This window comes from Rhodococcus sp. FH8 (assembly GCF_019266085.1).
Lineage (GTDB): Bacteria > Actinomycetota > Actinomycetes > Mycobacteriales > Mycobacteriaceae > Rhodococcus_F > Rhodococcus_F qingshengii.
The window spans coordinates 212,651-228,246 of the sequence record NZ_LPNQ01000073.1 but is presented as its reverse complement, the minus strand read 5'-3'; the positions used below and the strand labels follow the sequence as shown (position 1 = coordinate 228,246).

The window sequence follows — 15,596 nt, the reverse complement described above, 5'->3', positions numbered from 1 at the left end:
CGATTCCTTTTTCGGAGGTGAGATCAGGAGTGGGTGAGGAGTTCGGCGAACTCCGTCACGGACGGGACGATGTGGGTGGCTCCGGCGTCGCGAAGCTGTTGCTCGTCGTGTGCGCCGGTCAGAGTTCCGGCGACGATGGATGCGCCGGAACGAATGCCGCTGAGCACGTCATTGGACGTGTCGCCGAGTACGGCGATCTGGTGGACGTCGTCGATCGAAAGTTTGAGCAGGGCAGTCAGAATCAGGTCGGGGTACGGTCGACCGCGACCGGCCTCGGCGGGGGAGAGGGTGAGATCGGCGAGGGTTTTCCAGCCGAGCGCGACGAGGAGTTTGTCCTGGGTCGATCGGCTGAACCCGGTGGTCAAGGCAACTTTGATGCCCGCCTCGCGCAAAGTGGTGATGGCTTTCTCGGCGCCGGGGATCGGCTCGGCCAGGCCCTGGTCGATGAGGGAGTCGTACGTGGTTTCGAAGGCGGCGTTCGCGGCCTGGGCGCGGTCTTCGTCACCGAAGATCGCCCGGAACACGACGATCTTCGACTGGCCCATCGTGTCGAGGACGTACTGGCGAGCGGCGTCGGCTTCCGGGCCTTCGGCGGGCAGTCCGCCGGCTTCAGCGGCGGCAGCGAAGGCGCGAAGAACCAGTCCGTCGTCGGCGACGGTGGTGCCGGCCATGTCGAGAACGGCAAGGGTGATCGGAGACATGAGAAGTCTTTCTTGTCGGAGAGATTCAGAGACCGAGCTGGTCGGCGGTTTGTTCCGCCAGTGCCGGGCCGAGCGTCATACCGCGGCCACCGGGGCCGGCAACCACCCAGACGTTGTCGGCGGCTTGTGCGCGGTGAACAAGTTGTGAGGAGTCGATGCACTGGCTGTAGACGCCCGCCCAACGCTTGACGATTGGCGGAAGATCGCGTCCCAGAAGTGTTTCCACGACTCCGGACAGATGGCGATAGGGCGCCTCGTCGACATCGAAGTCGAAGGGTTCCTCGTATTCGTGGGTATCGCCGATGGTCAGCCCGCCGTGCAAGCGCTGCACGCACAGGAGTTGCATGCGGTGCTCCTCGGCAGTCGGTTCCTGCGGCTGTACTGTACGGAGGTGATCGAGGGCAGATCCGGCGAAACCCGGGTAGTAGCGGAAGCTGTCACCGTCAGCGATTGCGGTGGTGAGCTTTTCGCCGAGTGGGGCTGTCTGCATCATCTGCAGGCGCACACGGCGCAACGGGAGATCGCCGGCGAGATCGCGAGCCAATCCGCCGAGTGTTGCTCCGGGGCAGACGATCACGAGATCGGCGTCGAAGCTGCGACCGTGGTCGTCGCGGATGTGTGCGCCGGAGGTGGTCGTCGTGATCTCGCGGGCTTCCGTTCCGGCGTGGAAGGTGTAACGGCCAGTGGATTCGAGGTAAGAACGGATGGCGGGGAGCGCTTGCCGTGACTCGACAGCGGCGTCCAGCGTGCAGTGCAGTCCGCCGAGAAACTTGCCCCGGAGCGCGGGGTTGACGACGCGAACGGCGTCGGGATCCAGAAGCGCGAACCCTCGGTTGTCGGCGTCCGGCCGAGAGAACGCTTCCTGTGCGACCGCGACCTCCTCCTCGGTGCGCATGAGGGTGATGGAGCCGGCTGGGCGGTATCCGACGCCGGGGACACGGGCGGCAAGGTCTGCCCACAGTTCGCGCGAGCGCAGCGCAGCTTCGAGTTCGTGCGGGGCTCGCCCGGATACCCAGACGAGGCCGAAGTTCCGTACCGTGGCACCGCGGGCTTCGGGCTCACGTTCGAGATGGATGACGTCGTGTCCCCGACGGATTGCCTCGTCGGCGTGCGCCGTTCCGAGGATCCCTCCGCCCACAATCAAAATTCGCATGTAGAGATAGTGACGTTTGGTCTAGACCAATAGGGGGAATTGAGACGAACTCCAGGTTAACAATTGGTATAGACCGAATTCTTGTACGCTTGCGCCATGAATCAGCAGACGTCCACCGGGCCGGGGACCTCGAGCGTCGTGATCGAACCGGAGTTGAAGTACTACCGGGTGCGCACCGAGATCGAGACCATTCTCAGTGGGCTCGAGGAGGGCGACGCAGTCCCGTCCGAGCGGGAATTGGCGGCGCGGTTCACAGTCGCTCGCGAGACGGTCCGTCAAGCGCTTCGAGATCTTCTTGTCGAAGGGCGAATCGAGCGGCGGGGGCGGGGCACTGTCGTCGCGAGTCCGAAGTTGGTTCAGCCGCTATCGATTCGTTCCTATACCGAAGGTGCTCTGAGCGCTGGGCGAGTACCCAGTCGTAAGGTTGTGACCTTCGAACGAATGTCGGCCGACGACGGTCTCGCCACGGAATTGGGTATCGAACCAGGTGACAGCGTCGTTCATCTCGAGCGTGTTCTCTTCGCCGACGGAGAGAAGATCGGACTCGAATCAACGTTCCTGCCGGACAGCAGGTTCGGTGAGATGCTCGACGCTTTCGATGCGACGACGTCGCTGTACGCGGCTATCCGTTCCATCGGCGTGGTCTTCGCCTCCGCAACCGAACGGATCGAGACGGTGCTCGCGTCACCGCGGGAGGCAACGCTCGTCGAGTCCACGACCTCGATGCCGATGCTTCTGCTGCACCGGACCTCCGTCGATCCGGAGGGTGTGCCGATCGAGCGGGTTCGCTCGCTCTACCGCGGCGACCGCATTGCCTTCTTGACGACGTTGCGGGAGTGATGGCCGTGGACGACGCAGGCGACATCACACTCGCGAGTTATGAGGCCGGTGCGAATCTTTATGCAGCTAGACCGTATGTCATGGGGGAGGCGATGGTCCGGTACCTTGCCCGGATCGCCAAGCTGGTGGACGGAGGGACGATTCTGGAACTCGGCAGTGGTCCCGGCCGTGATGCCGAGTACCTCGAATCTCTCGGAGTATCGGTGGCGCGCACTGACGGCGCACTCGCCTTCGTGGAAATGATGAGGGCAGAGGGTTTTACAGCTGAGGTTCTCGACATGCGAACTGGGCAGTTCAACGGAACGTACGATGCCGTGGTGGCAAATGCAGTCCTGCTTCATTTGCGACGCGACGAGTTCGAATTCGTCGCGAGAAAGTCGCGAGGTGTAGTCGGGGCAGAGGGAATTTTCGCGTTCACGGTCAAGAGGGGCGACGGAACCAGTTGGAGCAAAGCGAAATTGGGGTTGCCGCGCCACTTCACATTTTGGCAGGAGGACCAACTTCGTCAGGTGCTCGGCAGAAGCGGGTGGGAAACTTTGTCAATCGACGCCGTGGTCGGTCCCACTGCCGATTGGTTGCATGTCATTGCACGGGCGAACTGACAATCAGGCAACGGCTCCGGTCACGGGAGTGAGGTGAACATGTCCACGAGCCCCTGGGGTGCGTTCTCGCCGAAGCACATGTCCAGTCCATCAGCGGACTGTTGTGCCGCCGCGGCGCTGCGTGGGAAGAGTCGCTCTTCGTAGACAGCTAGCCCTTCCTCCGTGCTGCTGTGCGAAGCGATCGCCTGGCCGAGTTCCGCGCCGTCGAGCATTGCCAGGTTCGCACCCTCTCCGGCAAACGGCGACATAACGTGTGCCGCGTCCCCGAGCAGAGTGACCCCGGGAGTACGGCTCCAACTGTGGCCGATGGGAAGGGCATGGATGGGGCGAGGGGTCAGCGAGCTGTCGGCTTCGACGATCAGTGAACGCAGTGACTCGTCCCAGTCCGAGAAGTGTTCCAGCAGAACCTTCTTCGCGATGTGATCGTCGGAGAAGTCGACACTCGCTGCCCAGCTCTCGGGAACTCGCAGGGCGGCATAGATGTGCAGACTGTTGTCGGTCTCACGGTGGGCAAGGAAGCCCTTGTCGGCACTGAGTGCGAACATCATTCCGCCGCCGACGGTTTCAGCGGCATCCACGTGCTGGTTGTCGGCGTCGTGAAGGTCGAACTCCACGAAAGATATTCCGGTGTACGCAGGAGTGTCGTTTGAAACCAATGGACGGATTTTCGACCACGCACCGTCGGCGCCGACCAGGAGATCGGTGGTGAAGTGGGTTCCATCCGCGAGGTGAACTTCGTGTCGACCATCCGGCAACGGATGAGCACTGCGGACCTTGGCTCCCCAGTGGATTGTTTCCTTCGGAATTGAGCTGAGCAGTAGGTCACGCAGCTGGCCGCGGTCGATTTCCGGGCGGTCGCCGTCTCCGGTGTCCTGCTCGCTCAGGTGCACGACGGCATTTCGATCGAGGACGCGTGTCTCTTCCCCGCCTTGATGAACGAGGGCGCGGAACTCCTCATAGAGGCCGGCGGCACGAAGCGCGATCTGACCCGAGTCTTCGTGGATGTCGAGCATCCCGCCTTGAGTTCTGGCTGTCGGTCCGGATTCGAGATCGAATACCGCCGAATCGATTCCGCGGAGATGGAGGACTCGGGCGAGGGTGAGGCCACCGAGGCCGGCGCCGATGATTGCGATGGGGTAGTGGTTCATGGTGGGTTCCTAAGAAGTGAGTGGGGTGTTCTCGATGCCCGTGATGAGCGTGCGGAATCCCCAGGAGAGGCGCGCCGAGGGTTCACCGGCAAGTAGAGCTGTTGCATGGCCTGCGACGAGTGGGTGCGTCTGCGGGTTTGCGTTCTGGATTGCGTCGGTCAACGCGCTCCATCGGGCATCCGCGTCGGCGGAATTGTTCGGCGCAGAGTGTTCGGCGGCAGTGGACGTCGCGTACTGCAGTAGCAAGTCCACGCCCCACGCGGCCTGACCTGGAGGGACTTCGCCTTCGTCGAGCAATGCCAGCAGGCGCTCGAGCAGACGCACGTAGTGAACTCCGCTGGGCCGGGAAACGAGAGCCGACTGGGCGAGACCGGGATGATCGAACAGCACGGCCGTGTACGAGGTCAACACCCGTTCAAGGCGAGCTTGCCAAGTGCCGGAGGAATTTTCGGCGAGGTCCACGACTCCGAGGAGTTCGTCGAGAACCGCGGCATGCAGTTCGACTGTGTTGCGCACGTACACATACATCGATGCCGGCCCGGTGTCGAGTTCGAGGGCGAGTCGACGCATCGTCAATTTCTGCAAGCCCTCCGACCGCAAGATTTCCACCGCGGTACTGACGATGCCCTCGCGTGTCAGAGCGGGTTTGGCCGGACGATTGCGACGGCTCGACGTACCTGTTGGCTGAGTGGGCATGATTTCACCGTACACGAACATGTTCGTAACGAACATGTTCGTTAGATCACGCACTGAACGTCCACCCTGTGCGGAGCCATATCGGGAGCGGTGGGTTACATGCCTGAACCGCCGGAGAGCATTGCGATCGTCAGTAGGATGCCACCCACAATCCCCGCGAGCGGGCTGTCGCTGTCGAGAAGCCAGTCGTTCAACGATCCCATGAGTGCCTCTTTCGGGTTTCGATCTGTCGACGGTCGAGCCTATCGACAGATCGAAACCCGAGATGTCACTTTCGTCCGAATTGTCGATCGGACCCGAGGTGATCAGCCGTAGACGTTGCCCGGGCTGATCAACTTGGTGATCGGCACCATCAAAGCGCTGGTCAGGTCGGTCTCTCCGTCGATGTCGGTGTTGATGAAGACGACCAGGGTGGTGTCCTTCTCGGGCAGGTAGACCGAGACTGTTTTGTAGCCGGGCAGGCTTCCGTTGTGACCGATCCAGCCGCCGCTGTTGAACAATCCGAGTCCGTACCCGGAGTTGTCGTCCCCTTCGCCCAGGGGCTCGGTGTGCAGGCGCTGCTTCTGAGTGTCGTCGGCGAGGAGATCGCCCTTGGCCAAGGCCGGAACCCAGATGCGCATGTCGTCCAACGACGAGATCATTGCGCCCGCGGCGCCTCCCCACGACGGGTTCCAGTCCGTTGCTGCGGTCACGGATTCGTCGAGTGTTTGGTTGGTGTATCCCTGTGCGTGGGGGTTCGGGAACGCGTTGGTGGTGGGAAAGCTGGTGTGCTCCATTCCGAGTGGTGTGGTGATCTTGGTGTCGATGACGTCCGACAGTGTTGAGCCGGTGACCTTCTCGATGACCATGCCGAGCAGAAGGGTGTTGGTATTCGAGTAGTCGACAGTGGTTCCTGGTCGAATTTGGAGTGGGAGGTCCTTGACGTATCCGAAGAGCTCTTCGGATGTGAATGATCGGCGAGGGTCGGAAAGAACATCCATGACAAACTGTTCGGACGTCGTGTAGGCCACGAGGCCGCTGCGCATCCCCGCCAGCTGGCGCAGGCTGATCGCATCGCCTTCCATGACGCCGTCGACGTACTTGGAGATCGGATCATCGAGACCGATCTTTCCCTCGTCGACCAATTGCAGCAGGGCGGTCACGGTAAATGTTTTGGTGACGCTACCGATCCGGTGGTAGAAGTCGGTTTCCATCGGCGCTTTGGTTGCCGTATCCGAGACTCCTGCAACCTTGACGTAGTTGCCGTCGGGCCCCCAAATGCCCACCATCGCACCGGGAATCCCGGTCGAATTCACCGCTGCGTCGACGATCGAATCGAGCTGGTCGGTGATGGTCGAGTCCATCATCTTGTCGGATGTGTCTGTGGATTTGTCCGTGCTGCAGCTGATTACAGCTCCAACCATGGCGCTGCACAGGCCGACAAGCAGGATGCGTCTTGCTCCGGTTTTCATGAGTCGAACTCTGCCTGCCCGAGGGCACTCACACATCGACCCCGGGTACGGCAGACGCAGTCCCCAGGTACCTCCTCAACCGGTACCGGGGGACTACGGAACCCTGGCCTGAACCCTTGACTTGGGTCAGAGTCCGCCGTTGAAGAACGCCGCCAGCGCGGGTGCCGGGTCTGCCGCGGTGCCCATATTTGCTACGCCGACAACGATCAATCCCAGCGTGAACAGTGCAGCGAGAAGACCGATCGACCCCGACACGAATCTCGTCCGTCGCTCGGATCGCGCCGTTCTCGCGAAGCGTGCCCACACGACCACAGTCACGATCAGTGATATTGCTGCCGCGATCAGCGCGATCACCGCCATGGCCAAGTGATACCGCGCGAAGTCGCTGATCATCAGTTCGAGGACAGGGCTTTGCTGGTTTCCGGTGCCCGTCGACTGAGCGAGCTGTTGGCGGACCTGCCCGACAGTGTCGCCAGGTGCCCCATCCGCCTGGGCCACGGGCAACATCGAGATCAGCGAAGAGAAGGGTGCAACGACACCTTGGATATTTGCCATCACGAGTACCGAGGAAAACATCGCGAGGAGCGTGACCAGCCCTCCCGCCGAGACGAATGCGAGTTTCTTTCCAGCCGTCAGAGGGCCGGCGTTCACGAACGACGCCTTGAGCATCCGGCCGAGTGCGAGCAGAACCGTCAGCAGGATTACCGCGATCACGGCCTTGGCCACGTGGTACCGCAGCCAGTAGTCGACAGCGGACTCCAAGCTCGGCGAGAAGGCTTGGACACCGGAACTCCAGTATTCGACGAACGCGGCGCGGACCGTCTCGACGAGTTCTCCCTGGTCTGCGTACCCATCACCCGGCCTACTCGTCAGCATGCCCGGGGCGAGAACGAAGGCAGCGGAGAAACCGGCGACCAGCGCGATCAACGCGGCGATCTTGCGACCTGAGGACTGCGTCGAGCGCGACGGCCCCGCAGTGTTGTGCCGTGAAGAATTGTGCAGTGGGATTCCTCCAGCGTGATGAGCGATCATCTGGTCACCGTCCACAAAGTCATGTCACCGAGTGTAGAAATCGGTACACCGGACTTCATCGTTCGAGAGGATGATATTTCCGGCGACGGCGTCCGCCCGCCCTCGCCGCTGCCGTCGACATCCTCCTCAGCACTCGACGACATTGACGGCGAGCCCGCCTTCACTGGTTTCCTTGTAACGCACGGACATGTCGTTTCCGGTTTGGCGCATGGTTTCGATGACGGTATCGAGGCTCACCACATGCGTCCCGTCGCCGAGGTATGCGAGCTGAGCTGCGGTGACTGCAGTCGAGGCGGCTACGGCATTTCGTTCGATGCATGGGATTTGGACCAGGCCACCAACCGGATCGCAGGTCAGCCCCAGATGGTGTTCCATGGCAATCTCAGCTGCATTCTCGATTTGTCGTGGCGATCCGCCCATGACAGCGCACAAGCCGGCTGCCGCCATCGCGCAGGCAGCTCCGACCTCGCCTTGGCACCCCGCCTCCGCGCCCGAGATCGAGGCAATCGCCTTGATGATCGATCCGATTGCGGCAGCGGTGAGGAGAAAGGTTCGAACGTCGTGAACACCGGCGCCCGCCGCACGTATGTGGTGGTATAGCACTGCCGGCACGATGCCTGCGGCACCGTTCGTCGGAGCCGTTACCACGCGGCCACCTGCTGCATTTTCTTCGTTGACCGCCATGGCGTAGACGGTCAGCCACTCGCGTGAGGAGGGTGCGCAGTTACGTTGTTCCAGTTGAATGTTCGCAGACCGTGCTCTTCGGCGAACTCCGAGACGCCCGGGCAATACACCTTCGGTCTGGGTGCCGCGTTCGATGCATGCGCGCATCGCGGACCAGATCGCGTCGATGCCGGTGAATGCCCGATCCTGGCCGTGTATCGCGATTTCGTCCGACAGTGCCAGTTCGGCGATAGTTCCGGAGCCGCATTCCGCCAGTAGCTCTTTCGCGGTTCGATAGCGTGAGTTGATCGAATGCGCGCTTGCTTGCGTCTCCGTTCCGGCACGCAGTACGAATCCGCCACCGATCGACAGATATGTACTCGTACAGACGATTTCGCGACCGCTGAAGGCGGTCAGTGTCATCGAGTTGGGGTGCCCGTGACGGCGAACGAGCGGCTCGAACACCATGTCCTCGTGAGTGAACACAACGTGCCCGAGTGAGCCGCCGACGAGCTTCACCGATCCGCCGTCCGAGAGCTCGGCCCAACGCCCGTGAACGTCGTTCGGCTCGCACGTTTCAGGATCCAACCCACGAAGTCCCGCGATCACCGCGTCGGGAGTGCAGTGCCCTATTCCGGTGGCGGCGAGAGAGCCGTGCAGATTGCAGCGAATTCGGTCGACCGACGCGGTCAAGCCGGCGTCGGAGAGCTCGCCGACAAAAGTGCGGGCGGCTCGCATCGGACCGACCGTGTGTGAACTGGAGGGCCCGATGCCGATGGAGAAGAATTCGAGCGCGGAAACATAGACGCCGGTGGTGCTCATTCGGCGCTCGTGACGGTAGTCGCTCCTGACTCGCGCTGGGCCGCAATCGTCAGGAGGTTGGAGCGCGAGTCTCCGGTGGCGGCTCGGATCACAGTGCGCGCCATTGCAATTGCTCCGTGCAGAACAGCTTCGTCGCCCGCTGCGGAGCGGGCATCAGCGGCAAACTCGATCGTGTGAGGAACTCCGGTAACGCCGCGTAACGCGATCATCGGGTGGATCGAGGGAACCACCTTCGACACGTTGCCCATGTCTGTCGAGCCGCCGGTCAGGGGAGTTCGGGCGGCCGCGGTGCGGCCCAGGCTCGCGATCTCCTCGTCCCAGATCGTCGCCAGCACGCGATGTTGAACAAGCTCCTCGTAGCGCGGTTCGGCGCGTTCAGTCGACCAGGAGCAGTCGCTGGCCACAGCTGCGCCCTCGAAGCAGGCGAGCATACGACGCTTGGCGTCCAACAGCACGTCGAGTTCTGCGGCCCGAACTTCCGCTCGCACCAATGTCGAGGCCGGAATGATGTTTGTTGCTTCGCCGCCGTGCTCGACATAGGCGTTGAGCCTGACGTCGGAAGGAAGTTGTTGACGGAGAAGTCCGATGGCGACCAAGGCGATCGTGGCGGCGTCACCTGCGTTGATGCCCTTGTGTGGCGCAGCGGCCGCGTGTGCGGCTCTTCCGGTGTAGGTCACGTCGAACCGGTCGACTGCCTGCGTTCCGGTGACGGTGCAGCTGACGTCTTCACCTGCAGCGCCGTGGACCATGATCGACATCGCCGCGCCCTCCCATGCGCCACGTTCGAGCAGCAAGACTTTCCCGCCGCCATGTTCTTCGGCCGGCGTACCGAGAAGGACGACGGTCAGACCGTGTTCCTCCGCGACCTCTCCGAGCGCGATCGCTGCTCCCAGTCCGGCAGCGGCGATGACATTGTGTCCACACGCATGACCGATGTCGGGAAGGGCGTCGTACTCGGCGCAGACGACGACGCGGAAGGGGCCGGAGCCCCGCACCGCTTCGAATGCCGTCTCGAGGCCGTAGGCGGCGCGAGTAACCGTGAAGCCGGCTTCCTGTGCGGCGTCCGCCAAGAGGGCGGATGCCCGATGCTCTTCGAATGCCAGCTCTGGGTGAGCATGGATCGTGTGGCTGACATCGATGAGGCGTGATGCCCACTTCTCGATCGTGCTCGAAACCGAGTCTGTGCGGGTGCGGGTGTCAGCGATGGACATGGGTATTGGTTCCTTTCAACATCTTTGGTTCTCAGCGTTTTCGGGTGCAGTTCTAGTGCCAGAGGCCCAGCGCGAACTCCGCGACGACCACGGAAAGTAGGTAAGAGGCGAGGATCGCGACGATTCCGACGGGCACGATCTTCCAGCCGATCGTCTTGAGCAAGGGAAGGTCCTTGCCGAGGCTGAGACCTGCGACAGTCAAGGTGAGGGTGCAGATCGAGAGAAAGTCGACAGTCCCGACGGTGCTCGAGACGAAATCACCGATGGGGGACCACGGTGTTGTCGCCAAGGCGCCGATGGTGATGATTGCGATCATCGCCGCGATCTTGCCGCGGGTCAGGCGGGCCACGCCGACGCCCAGGAGCAACAATCCGGTGAGGATCAAGTAACCGACGATGATCGATCGAGATACGCCACCCGCTGCGATCGAGGAGACGATGACCCCACCGACGAACAGAATCGGAACGATCGTGGTCAGCGGCACGGTGACGCTCGGCGCAACCGCTCGTGGGGCAGTGTCGGCTTTCCGTTCGCTGGTCGTCTTCGAGCGCTTGGTGAGTGCGCCATAGATTCGATCAGCAAGGGGGAGTGCGACATACATGCCGACATACACGCCGAGGAGGCCGGTGATGATGTTGGATGTGGCCGCCACGGCGAGTACCTGGTCGGCCATCTCGGGGTGCGCCGAAACGACGCTGGCGGCAGCGGCAGCCATCATCGAGCCGGATCCGACGCCGGCACCCATCGCCAATGCGAGGGGGTCGAAGATGTTGAAGGATGTAGCCAGTGACGCAATCAGGCTGATCAGCACGGCACCGAACAGAGTGCCGAAGACGTACATCGACAGGACTCCACGGTACTGGTCGGAATCGGGGCCGTAGCGTTCGCTGACCATCGCGAAGGAACCCTCGCGGTCGATGGAGAAGGTTGCTCCGACGGTGGCCGGCCCCATCCGAAGGAGTACCGCCAGCGGGAGTGCGAGAGCGATAGTGCCGAACAAGTGCCCCAATTCCTGCAGTAGCAGTGCGGGGCCCGCCTCGAACAACAATTGGATGTTCGGGCCGATGGTGAAAGACAACCTTGCACAAAGCAAGAGAACAGCCAGGCCCATGATTGCCGAGGCCGCAGCCTGAAGGTCGAGGCCGAGTGGTTTCCACTTCTGGCTCGAGACGACACCGCCGGCAATCAGTCCCCACACCATGGGCAGGATCGTGATGGCGGCAGCGCCGACGGGAATCACTGCGGGGCCGATCAGTTGCGCGCCTGCCGCAAGCCCGAGGAGCAAAGTCACCACGATCCACAGGCGTGGCGTCTGCATGGCGAAAACGACTTTTTGCGTCGCGTTTTGATCGCTGACTGGGGAATCGTCATGCGAGACAGGGAATGCTTCGGTCATGTCGGTGTCTTTCTCGAGGGGGCGAACGAACGCAAGAAGTAAGGGTTCTCGAGGCTCAGGATTTGGTGGACTATTGATGTGATGAAGTTAGGATCGACGCGTTTCGATCCTGTTTCAGTGCAGCATTCTTTTGAAAGTGAGGTCCTCGGTGCAGGATCAGATGCTCAAGGACGACGATCTTCGGCTGTTGAACGCACTGCAGATCAGGCCGCGAGCGTCGTGGTCCGAGCTTTCACGCGCGATCGGTTCCGACCCGGTCACCCTGACCAGGCGTTGGGAGCGTCTGCACTCGCAAGGAATAGCGTGGATCGCTGCGTACCGTGGTGGACCCATCGTGTCGGCGACCGCACTTCTCGAGATCGAATGCGCACCGGCACAGACCATGAGCGTTGCCGAACAGATCGCGCACGATCCCGAAGTTCTCACAGTCGATCTCACAACCGGCAATCGGGATCTGCTCGTCACGCTCACCTGCACTGACCTCGATCAATAGTCCAGGTACGTGTTGGAGCGAACACAATCCCTGCCGATGATCACCGCGATGCGAACTCAGATCGTGTCCTCGGCGAACTCCGACGCGAGGAACTGGCGTCTACGTGCTCTCGATGCGGAAGAAATTGCCGCGCTCGAGTCGGCCCCGGCGGGAAAGATTCGTGGTGTACGCGCCGGCGAAGAGGAACAGTCGCAGCTGTTCGACATTCTTTCTCGCGAACCACGTGTCACCGTCTCGGCACTCGCTGCGGCCCTCGGAGTCACGCCGGCTCGCGCTGGGGCGCTCCTTTCTCACGAGCTGTCGACGGGGCGACTGGTCGTCCGCACGGAGATTGCTCGGCCCTACTCCGGCTGGCCGGTCTACGCCTGGTACTTCTTACGTCTCGACGGGCGAAAGGAGGCAATTGCTCAGCGTCTTTCGCACCTGCGTGAGGCGAGGCTTGTTGCTTCTACGATCGGCAGCTACGACATCGCATTGGCGGTGTGGCTGCGCTCGATCGACGACGTGCAGCGTCTGGAAGGTTATCTCGCCGAGCAGTTTCCGGGCGTATCCGTGGTGGACCGGTCGATCGTCCTGCGTACGCCGCATCACCTGCATCGGACGATCGATGTGTCGGGTCGAAGCATGCCGAAGCACGGGTGATCCGCAACTCGTTCGCTCGGGTCGGGTGCTCTCCGACTAGTTGGGGATCGCCACGTCGACGATCAAGCCGAAGTGATCGGAACCTTCGATCTCGATCCGCTCGAGTGACTTCGCCTGTCCGCCCCGCAGAAGTACATGGTCGATGCCGACGATCGCGGGAAATTTCTTGTCCGCCGGATAGGTGCGCACGATGCCTACTCCCAATTGGTCTGCGGCATCGGAGTAGCCGACATCGAGGAGGTCACGGAATTGCTTGTGCGTGAATGTGGTGTTGAAGTCGCCACTGACGATGACGGTTTCCTCGGCGGCAGCAGCGTCGAGCGCGTTTCGCAAAGTGCTCAGCTCGGCAGTCCACACGTCGGGCGGGGTCACGTACGCCGGTCCGGGGTGAACCGCCAGAAGGGTGAACGGAGTCGAGAAGCCGACTTCGGCAACAAGATTGGTCGGTCCGAATCCGTTCAATTCCCGAGTGTCCGTCAGCGGATAACGGCTGTAAATACCGGCGCCACCCCCGCCGGCCTCGTCCGGTACCAAGTAGTGATGCGGCAGCAGTTGCTCGAGTCCTTGATCTCTGAGAGAGCCTTCGAGTGATGTGGTCAGTTCCTGAACCGTCAGGACGTCGACTGCCTTCTCGCGCACCGTCGCAGTCAAACTGGCGGGATCTGCCTGCCCGAAGAGAAGGTTTGCTTGCATTACGCGCAGAGTCGGCCCGTCGATTTCGGAACTGTTTGCCACATACAGTGGACTGATCACCGACGCGCCCACCGCAATCAGTACCACCGAGATCGCCAGCAGGATCCAGCGGCGAAAGATCAGGCATATCAGGGACGCTGCGAGTGTGACCGCAAGCAGTATCGGGACGAAGGAGGCCACGGCGATCAACGGGTTGATCGGCTTGGTGGAGTACAACGCGATCAGCGAGACAACGCCGACGGCGATACCGCCCACGCCGGCGACCTGAGCGATACGGCGTGCCGGAACATTGTCCGTCGTGAATCCCATACCAAACGGTACCCAATGCAGCCACGGCTCCCGACTGCCTGGCGTTTGTCAGTCGCCGGTTCGGGTGCGGAATGCGTTCACGGCGGCTTCGACGGTCGGGTAGAAGTGCGTCGAATCGAATCGATCCCCGACTCCGAATCGGATGAGTCGATCCTTGATCGGACCTTTCATCTCTGCGAATGCCAACCGAATTCCTTTGCCTTCGAGGAATGTATCCAGATCGACGAGTTCGTCGACTGCCGTTGTGTCGAGTCCGGTGATCGGTTCGGCGGCTATAACCACCCAGTCGACCGGATCTGGCGCCTTGGCGACGACGGAGCGAACGTACTCGTCGAAGATCTCGCCGTTCGCGAAAAACAGTGGCGCGTCAAACCTCACCAACACCAGGCCGGGGATGCGATGCCCATCTGGATGGCGTTCGATGTCGTGGAATCCGGCGGGTTCGCCCGTCTCGACGAGTTCGGTTCGATGTGGCTGCCATACCTGCGCGATGACCGCTGCGAAGGACAGTCCGATCGCAACAAGGATGCCTTGTAGCACACCGACCAGGGCGACGCCCAGAAACGCCGCGACGGCGAGGCCGAATTCCACGGTGCTCATGCGCCACATGCGGACCATGCCGCCCACGTCGATCAGTGCACACGCGGCGACGATGACGACGGCGGCCAGTGTTGCATCGGGCAGATATGCCGTGAGTCCGGGAGCGACGAGGACGAACACCAGGACCGCGAGCGCCCCGACGACGCCGGCCAATTGTGTGTGCGCCCCACTCTGTTCGGCTACCGGAGTTCGTGACCCGCTCGCCGAGATCGGGAACCCGCCGAACAGCCCGCCGGCCACGTTCGCGACACCGATCGCCTTCATTTCGGTACTGCCGTTCACGTCCTCGCCGTGGCGGGCGGCGAAGGTGCGCGAGAGAACGCCGGTGTCGGCGAAGGCAATCAATGCGATACCGGCGGCGGGCCCGATCAGATGGCCGACGTCCTGCCACGTGACTCCACCGACGGAAGGGAGGGGGAGTCCTTCCGGCAGTGCGCCGACCATGCCGATGTCATCGGTGAGACCGGCGGCAGCGGACAAGACTATGGCCGCGACAACGGCCACCAGAACGCCGGGAACAACAGGTACCCAGAGCCGGAAGGCGACTATGACGACTAGCGAACCGACACCGATGGCGGCAGCGAGGGGGTCGACGTCGCCACCCACCAGGGCCTTTGAGATCCCGCCGATTTCACCGAGTAGACCGGACGCGTCGACGGAGAATCCGAGCAGCTTGGGAATCTGACCAACTACGACGACGAGTGCAATGGCGTTGAGGTAGCCGAGGCGGATCGGTTTCGAGAGGAGTTCGGTCACGAAGCCGAGACGAAGGAATCCGCCGATCACGAGGATGAGTCCGACAAGAATGGCGAGAACACCGGCTAGTGCAAGCGCATTCTCCGAATCGCCGACCACTGCCAGCGGTATGACCGCGGCGGCAATCAGCGGCGCCAGTGACGAATCAGGTCCGAGTACAAGGATTTTCGAGGGCCCGACTACCGCGTACGCGAGCAAAGGCACGATGGTGGCGTACAGCCCGGCGTACGCAGGCAACCCGGCGGCCTCGGCGTAGCCCATGCCTGCCGGGATGAGCAGGGCAGTCAAGACGAGTCCGGCAGTGACGTCTGTTCGCAACCACTCGCGGCGATACCCACGGGCAGTCGCGACGCCCGGTAGCCGACCTAGACTCTCCGCCCACATCATC

Annotated in this window: 15 protein-coding genes; 4 read left to right on the top strand and 11 right to left on the bottom strand. The window is 62.2% G+C overall.

The annotated features are described in order from the left end of the window. Window positions 1–23: 23 nt before the first annotated feature. Window positions 24–701, bottom strand: a complete 678-nt coding sequence (locus tag ATN38_RS19545; RefSeq protein ID WP_030535653.1) for a phosphonatase-like hydrolase — start codon at window positions 699–701, stop codon at window positions 24–26. A gap of 25 nt (window positions 702–726) precedes the next feature. Further along, window positions 727–1,854 carry a TIGR03364 family FAD-dependent oxidoreductase gene (locus ATN38_RS19540; RefSeq protein WP_218748403.1) on the bottom strand — a complete coding sequence of 376 codons (1,128 nt, stop codon included), beginning with the start codon at window positions 1,852–1,854 and terminating at the stop codon, window positions 727–729. A gap of 96 nt (window positions 1,855–1,950) precedes the next feature. Here ATN38_RS19540 and ATN38_RS19535 point away from each other — a divergent pair, with 96 nt between their 5' ends. Next, window positions 1,951–2,694 carry a GntR family transcriptional regulator gene (locus ATN38_RS19535; protein WP_042450792.1) on the top strand — a complete coding sequence of 248 codons (744 nt, stop codon included), beginning with the start codon at window positions 1,951–1,953 and terminating at the stop codon, window positions 2,692–2,694. Further along, window positions 2,694–3,296, top strand: a complete 603-nt coding sequence (locus ATN38_RS19530) for a methyltransferase domain-containing protein (RefSeq protein ID WP_052417002.1) — start codon at window positions 2,694–2,696, stop codon at window positions 3,294–3,296. Before ATN38_RS19535 ends, ATN38_RS19530 begins: the two co-directional genes overlap by 1 nt. 20 nt (window positions 3,297–3,316) lie before the next feature. On the opposite strand, the gene ATN38_RS19525 is transcribed toward ATN38_RS19530, so the two are convergent. The 7 genes from ATN38_RS19525 to ATN38_RS19495 all read right to left on the bottom strand — a co-directional run bounded on the left by ATN38_RS19525 (window position 3,317) and on the right by ATN38_RS19495 (window position 11,637). Beyond that, window positions 3,317–4,444, bottom strand: coding sequence for an NAD(P)/FAD-dependent oxidoreductase (locus ATN38_RS19525; protein WP_058226314.1), 1,128 nt, complete (start codon window positions 4,442–4,444; stop codon window positions 3,317–3,319). A 9-nt stretch (window positions 4,445–4,453) separates the two neighbouring features. Next, window positions 4,454–5,140 carry a TetR/AcrR family transcriptional regulator C-terminal domain-containing protein gene (locus tag ATN38_RS19520; protein WP_047271478.1) on the bottom strand — a complete coding sequence of 229 codons (687 nt, stop codon included), beginning with the start codon at window positions 5,138–5,140 and terminating at the stop codon, window positions 4,454–4,456. 305 nt (window positions 5,141–5,445) lie between these two features. Continuing rightward, on the bottom strand, window positions 5,446–6,591 hold the full coding sequence (locus tag ATN38_RS19515) for a serine hydrolase (RefSeq protein WP_218748402.1): 1,146 nt from the start codon (window positions 6,589–6,591) through the stop codon (window positions 5,446–5,448). Between the two features lie 126 nt (window positions 6,592–6,717). After that, a complete protein-coding gene (locus tag ATN38_RS19510; RefSeq protein WP_230691733.1) occupies window positions 6,718–7,623 on the bottom strand; it encodes a hypothetical protein in 906 nt (301 codons plus the stop codon). 126 nt (window positions 7,624–7,749) lie between these two features. Next, window positions 7,750–9,108: an L-serine ammonia-lyase gene (locus ATN38_RS19505; protein ID WP_218748401.1), complete on the bottom strand. Its 1,359-nt coding sequence runs from the start codon at window positions 9,106–9,108 to the stop codon at window positions 7,750–7,752. After that, window positions 9,105–10,319: an amidohydrolase gene (locus tag ATN38_RS19500; RefSeq protein WP_218748400.1), complete on the bottom strand. Its 1,215-nt coding sequence runs from the start codon at window positions 10,317–10,319 to the stop codon at window positions 9,105–9,107. Before ATN38_RS19500 ends, ATN38_RS19505 begins: the two co-directional genes overlap by 4 nt. 52 nt (window positions 10,320–10,371) lie before the next feature. Next, window positions 10,372–11,637, bottom strand: coding sequence for a DUF3100 domain-containing protein (locus ATN38_RS19495; RefSeq protein ID WP_252194383.1), 1,266 nt, complete (start codon window positions 11,635–11,637; stop codon window positions 10,372–10,374). A 214-nt stretch (window positions 11,638–11,851) separates the two neighbouring features. On the opposite strand from ATN38_RS19495, the gene ATN38_RS32910 reads away from it, so the two are divergent. Next, window positions 11,852–12,208: an AsnC family transcriptional regulator gene (locus tag ATN38_RS32910; protein ID WP_308256337.1), complete on the top strand. Its 357-nt coding sequence runs from the start codon at window positions 11,852–11,854 to the stop codon at window positions 12,206–12,208. Between the two features lie 36 nt (window positions 12,209–12,244). Beyond that, window positions 12,245–12,850 (top strand): Lrp/AsnC family transcriptional regulator, encoded by a 606-nt coding sequence (locus tag ATN38_RS32905; RefSeq protein ID WP_256931976.1) that lies wholly within the window; start codon window positions 12,245–12,247, stop codon window positions 12,848–12,850. 36 nt (window positions 12,851–12,886) lie between these two features. On the opposite strand, the gene ATN38_RS19485 is transcribed toward ATN38_RS32905, so the two are convergent. Both ATN38_RS19485 and ATN38_RS19480 read right to left on the bottom strand, forming a co-directional pair. Continuing rightward, window positions 12,887–13,852: an endonuclease/exonuclease/phosphatase family protein gene (locus ATN38_RS19485; protein WP_218748399.1), complete on the bottom strand. Its 966-nt coding sequence runs from the start codon at window positions 13,850–13,852 to the stop codon at window positions 12,887–12,889. Window positions 13,853–13,900: 48 nt separating this feature from the next. Next, a complete protein-coding gene (locus ATN38_RS19480; RefSeq protein ID WP_003942720.1) occupies window positions 13,901–15,595 on the bottom strand; it encodes a SulP family inorganic anion transporter in 1,695 nt (564 codons plus the stop codon). Window position 15,596 lies beyond the last annotated feature (1 nt).

Coding starts and splice junctions, on each gene's coding strand:
- ATN38_RS19495 (WP_252194383.1), bottom strand. CDS start 11,637: ATGCAGACGCCACGCCTGTGGATCGTGGTGACTTTGCTCCTCGGGCTT.
- ATN38_RS19480 (WP_003942720.1), bottom strand. CDS start 15,595: ATGATGTGGGCGGAGAGTCTAGGTCGGCTACCGGGCGTCGCGACTGCC.
- ATN38_RS32905 (WP_256931976.1), top strand. CDS start 12,245: ATGATCACCGCGATGCGAACTCAGATCGTGTCCTCGGCGAACTCCGAC.
- ATN38_RS19530 (WP_052417002.1), top strand. CDS start 2,694: ATGGCCGTGGACGACGCAGGCGACATCACACTCGCGAGTTATGAGGCC.
- ATN38_RS19510 (WP_230691733.1), bottom strand. CDS start 7,623: ATGATCGCTCATCACGCTGGAGGAATCCCACTGCACAATTCTTCACGG.
- ATN38_RS19545 (WP_030535653.1), bottom strand. CDS start 701: ATGTCTCCGATCACCCTTGCCGTTCTCGACATGGCCGGCACCACCGTC.
- ATN38_RS19520 (WP_047271478.1), bottom strand. CDS start 5,140: ATGCCCACTCAGCCAACAGGTACGTCGAGCCGTCGCAATCGTCCGGCC.
- ATN38_RS19500 (WP_218748400.1), bottom strand. CDS start 10,319: ATGTCCATCGCTGACACCCGCACCCGCACAGACTCGGTTTCGAGCACG.
- ATN38_RS19485 (WP_218748399.1), bottom strand. CDS start 13,852: ATGGGATTCACGACGGACAATGTTCCGGCACGCCGTATCGCTCAGGTC.
- ATN38_RS19540 (WP_218748403.1), bottom strand. CDS start 1,854: ATGCGAATTTTGATTGTGGGCGGAGGGATCCTCGGAACGGCGCACGCC.
- ATN38_RS19525 (WP_058226314.1), bottom strand. CDS start 4,444: ATGAACCACTACCCCATCGCAATCATCGGCGCCGGCCTCGGTGGCCTC.
- ATN38_RS19535 (WP_042450792.1), top strand. CDS start 1,951: ATGAATCAGCAGACGTCCACCGGGCCGGGGACCTCGAGCGTCGTGATC.
- ATN38_RS19515 (WP_218748402.1), bottom strand. CDS start 6,591: ATGAAAACCGGAGCAAGACGCATCCTGCTTGTCGGCCTGTGCAGCGCC.
- ATN38_RS19505 (WP_218748401.1), bottom strand. CDS start 9,108: ATGAGCACCACCGGCGTCTATGTTTCCGCGCTCGAATTCTTCTCCATC.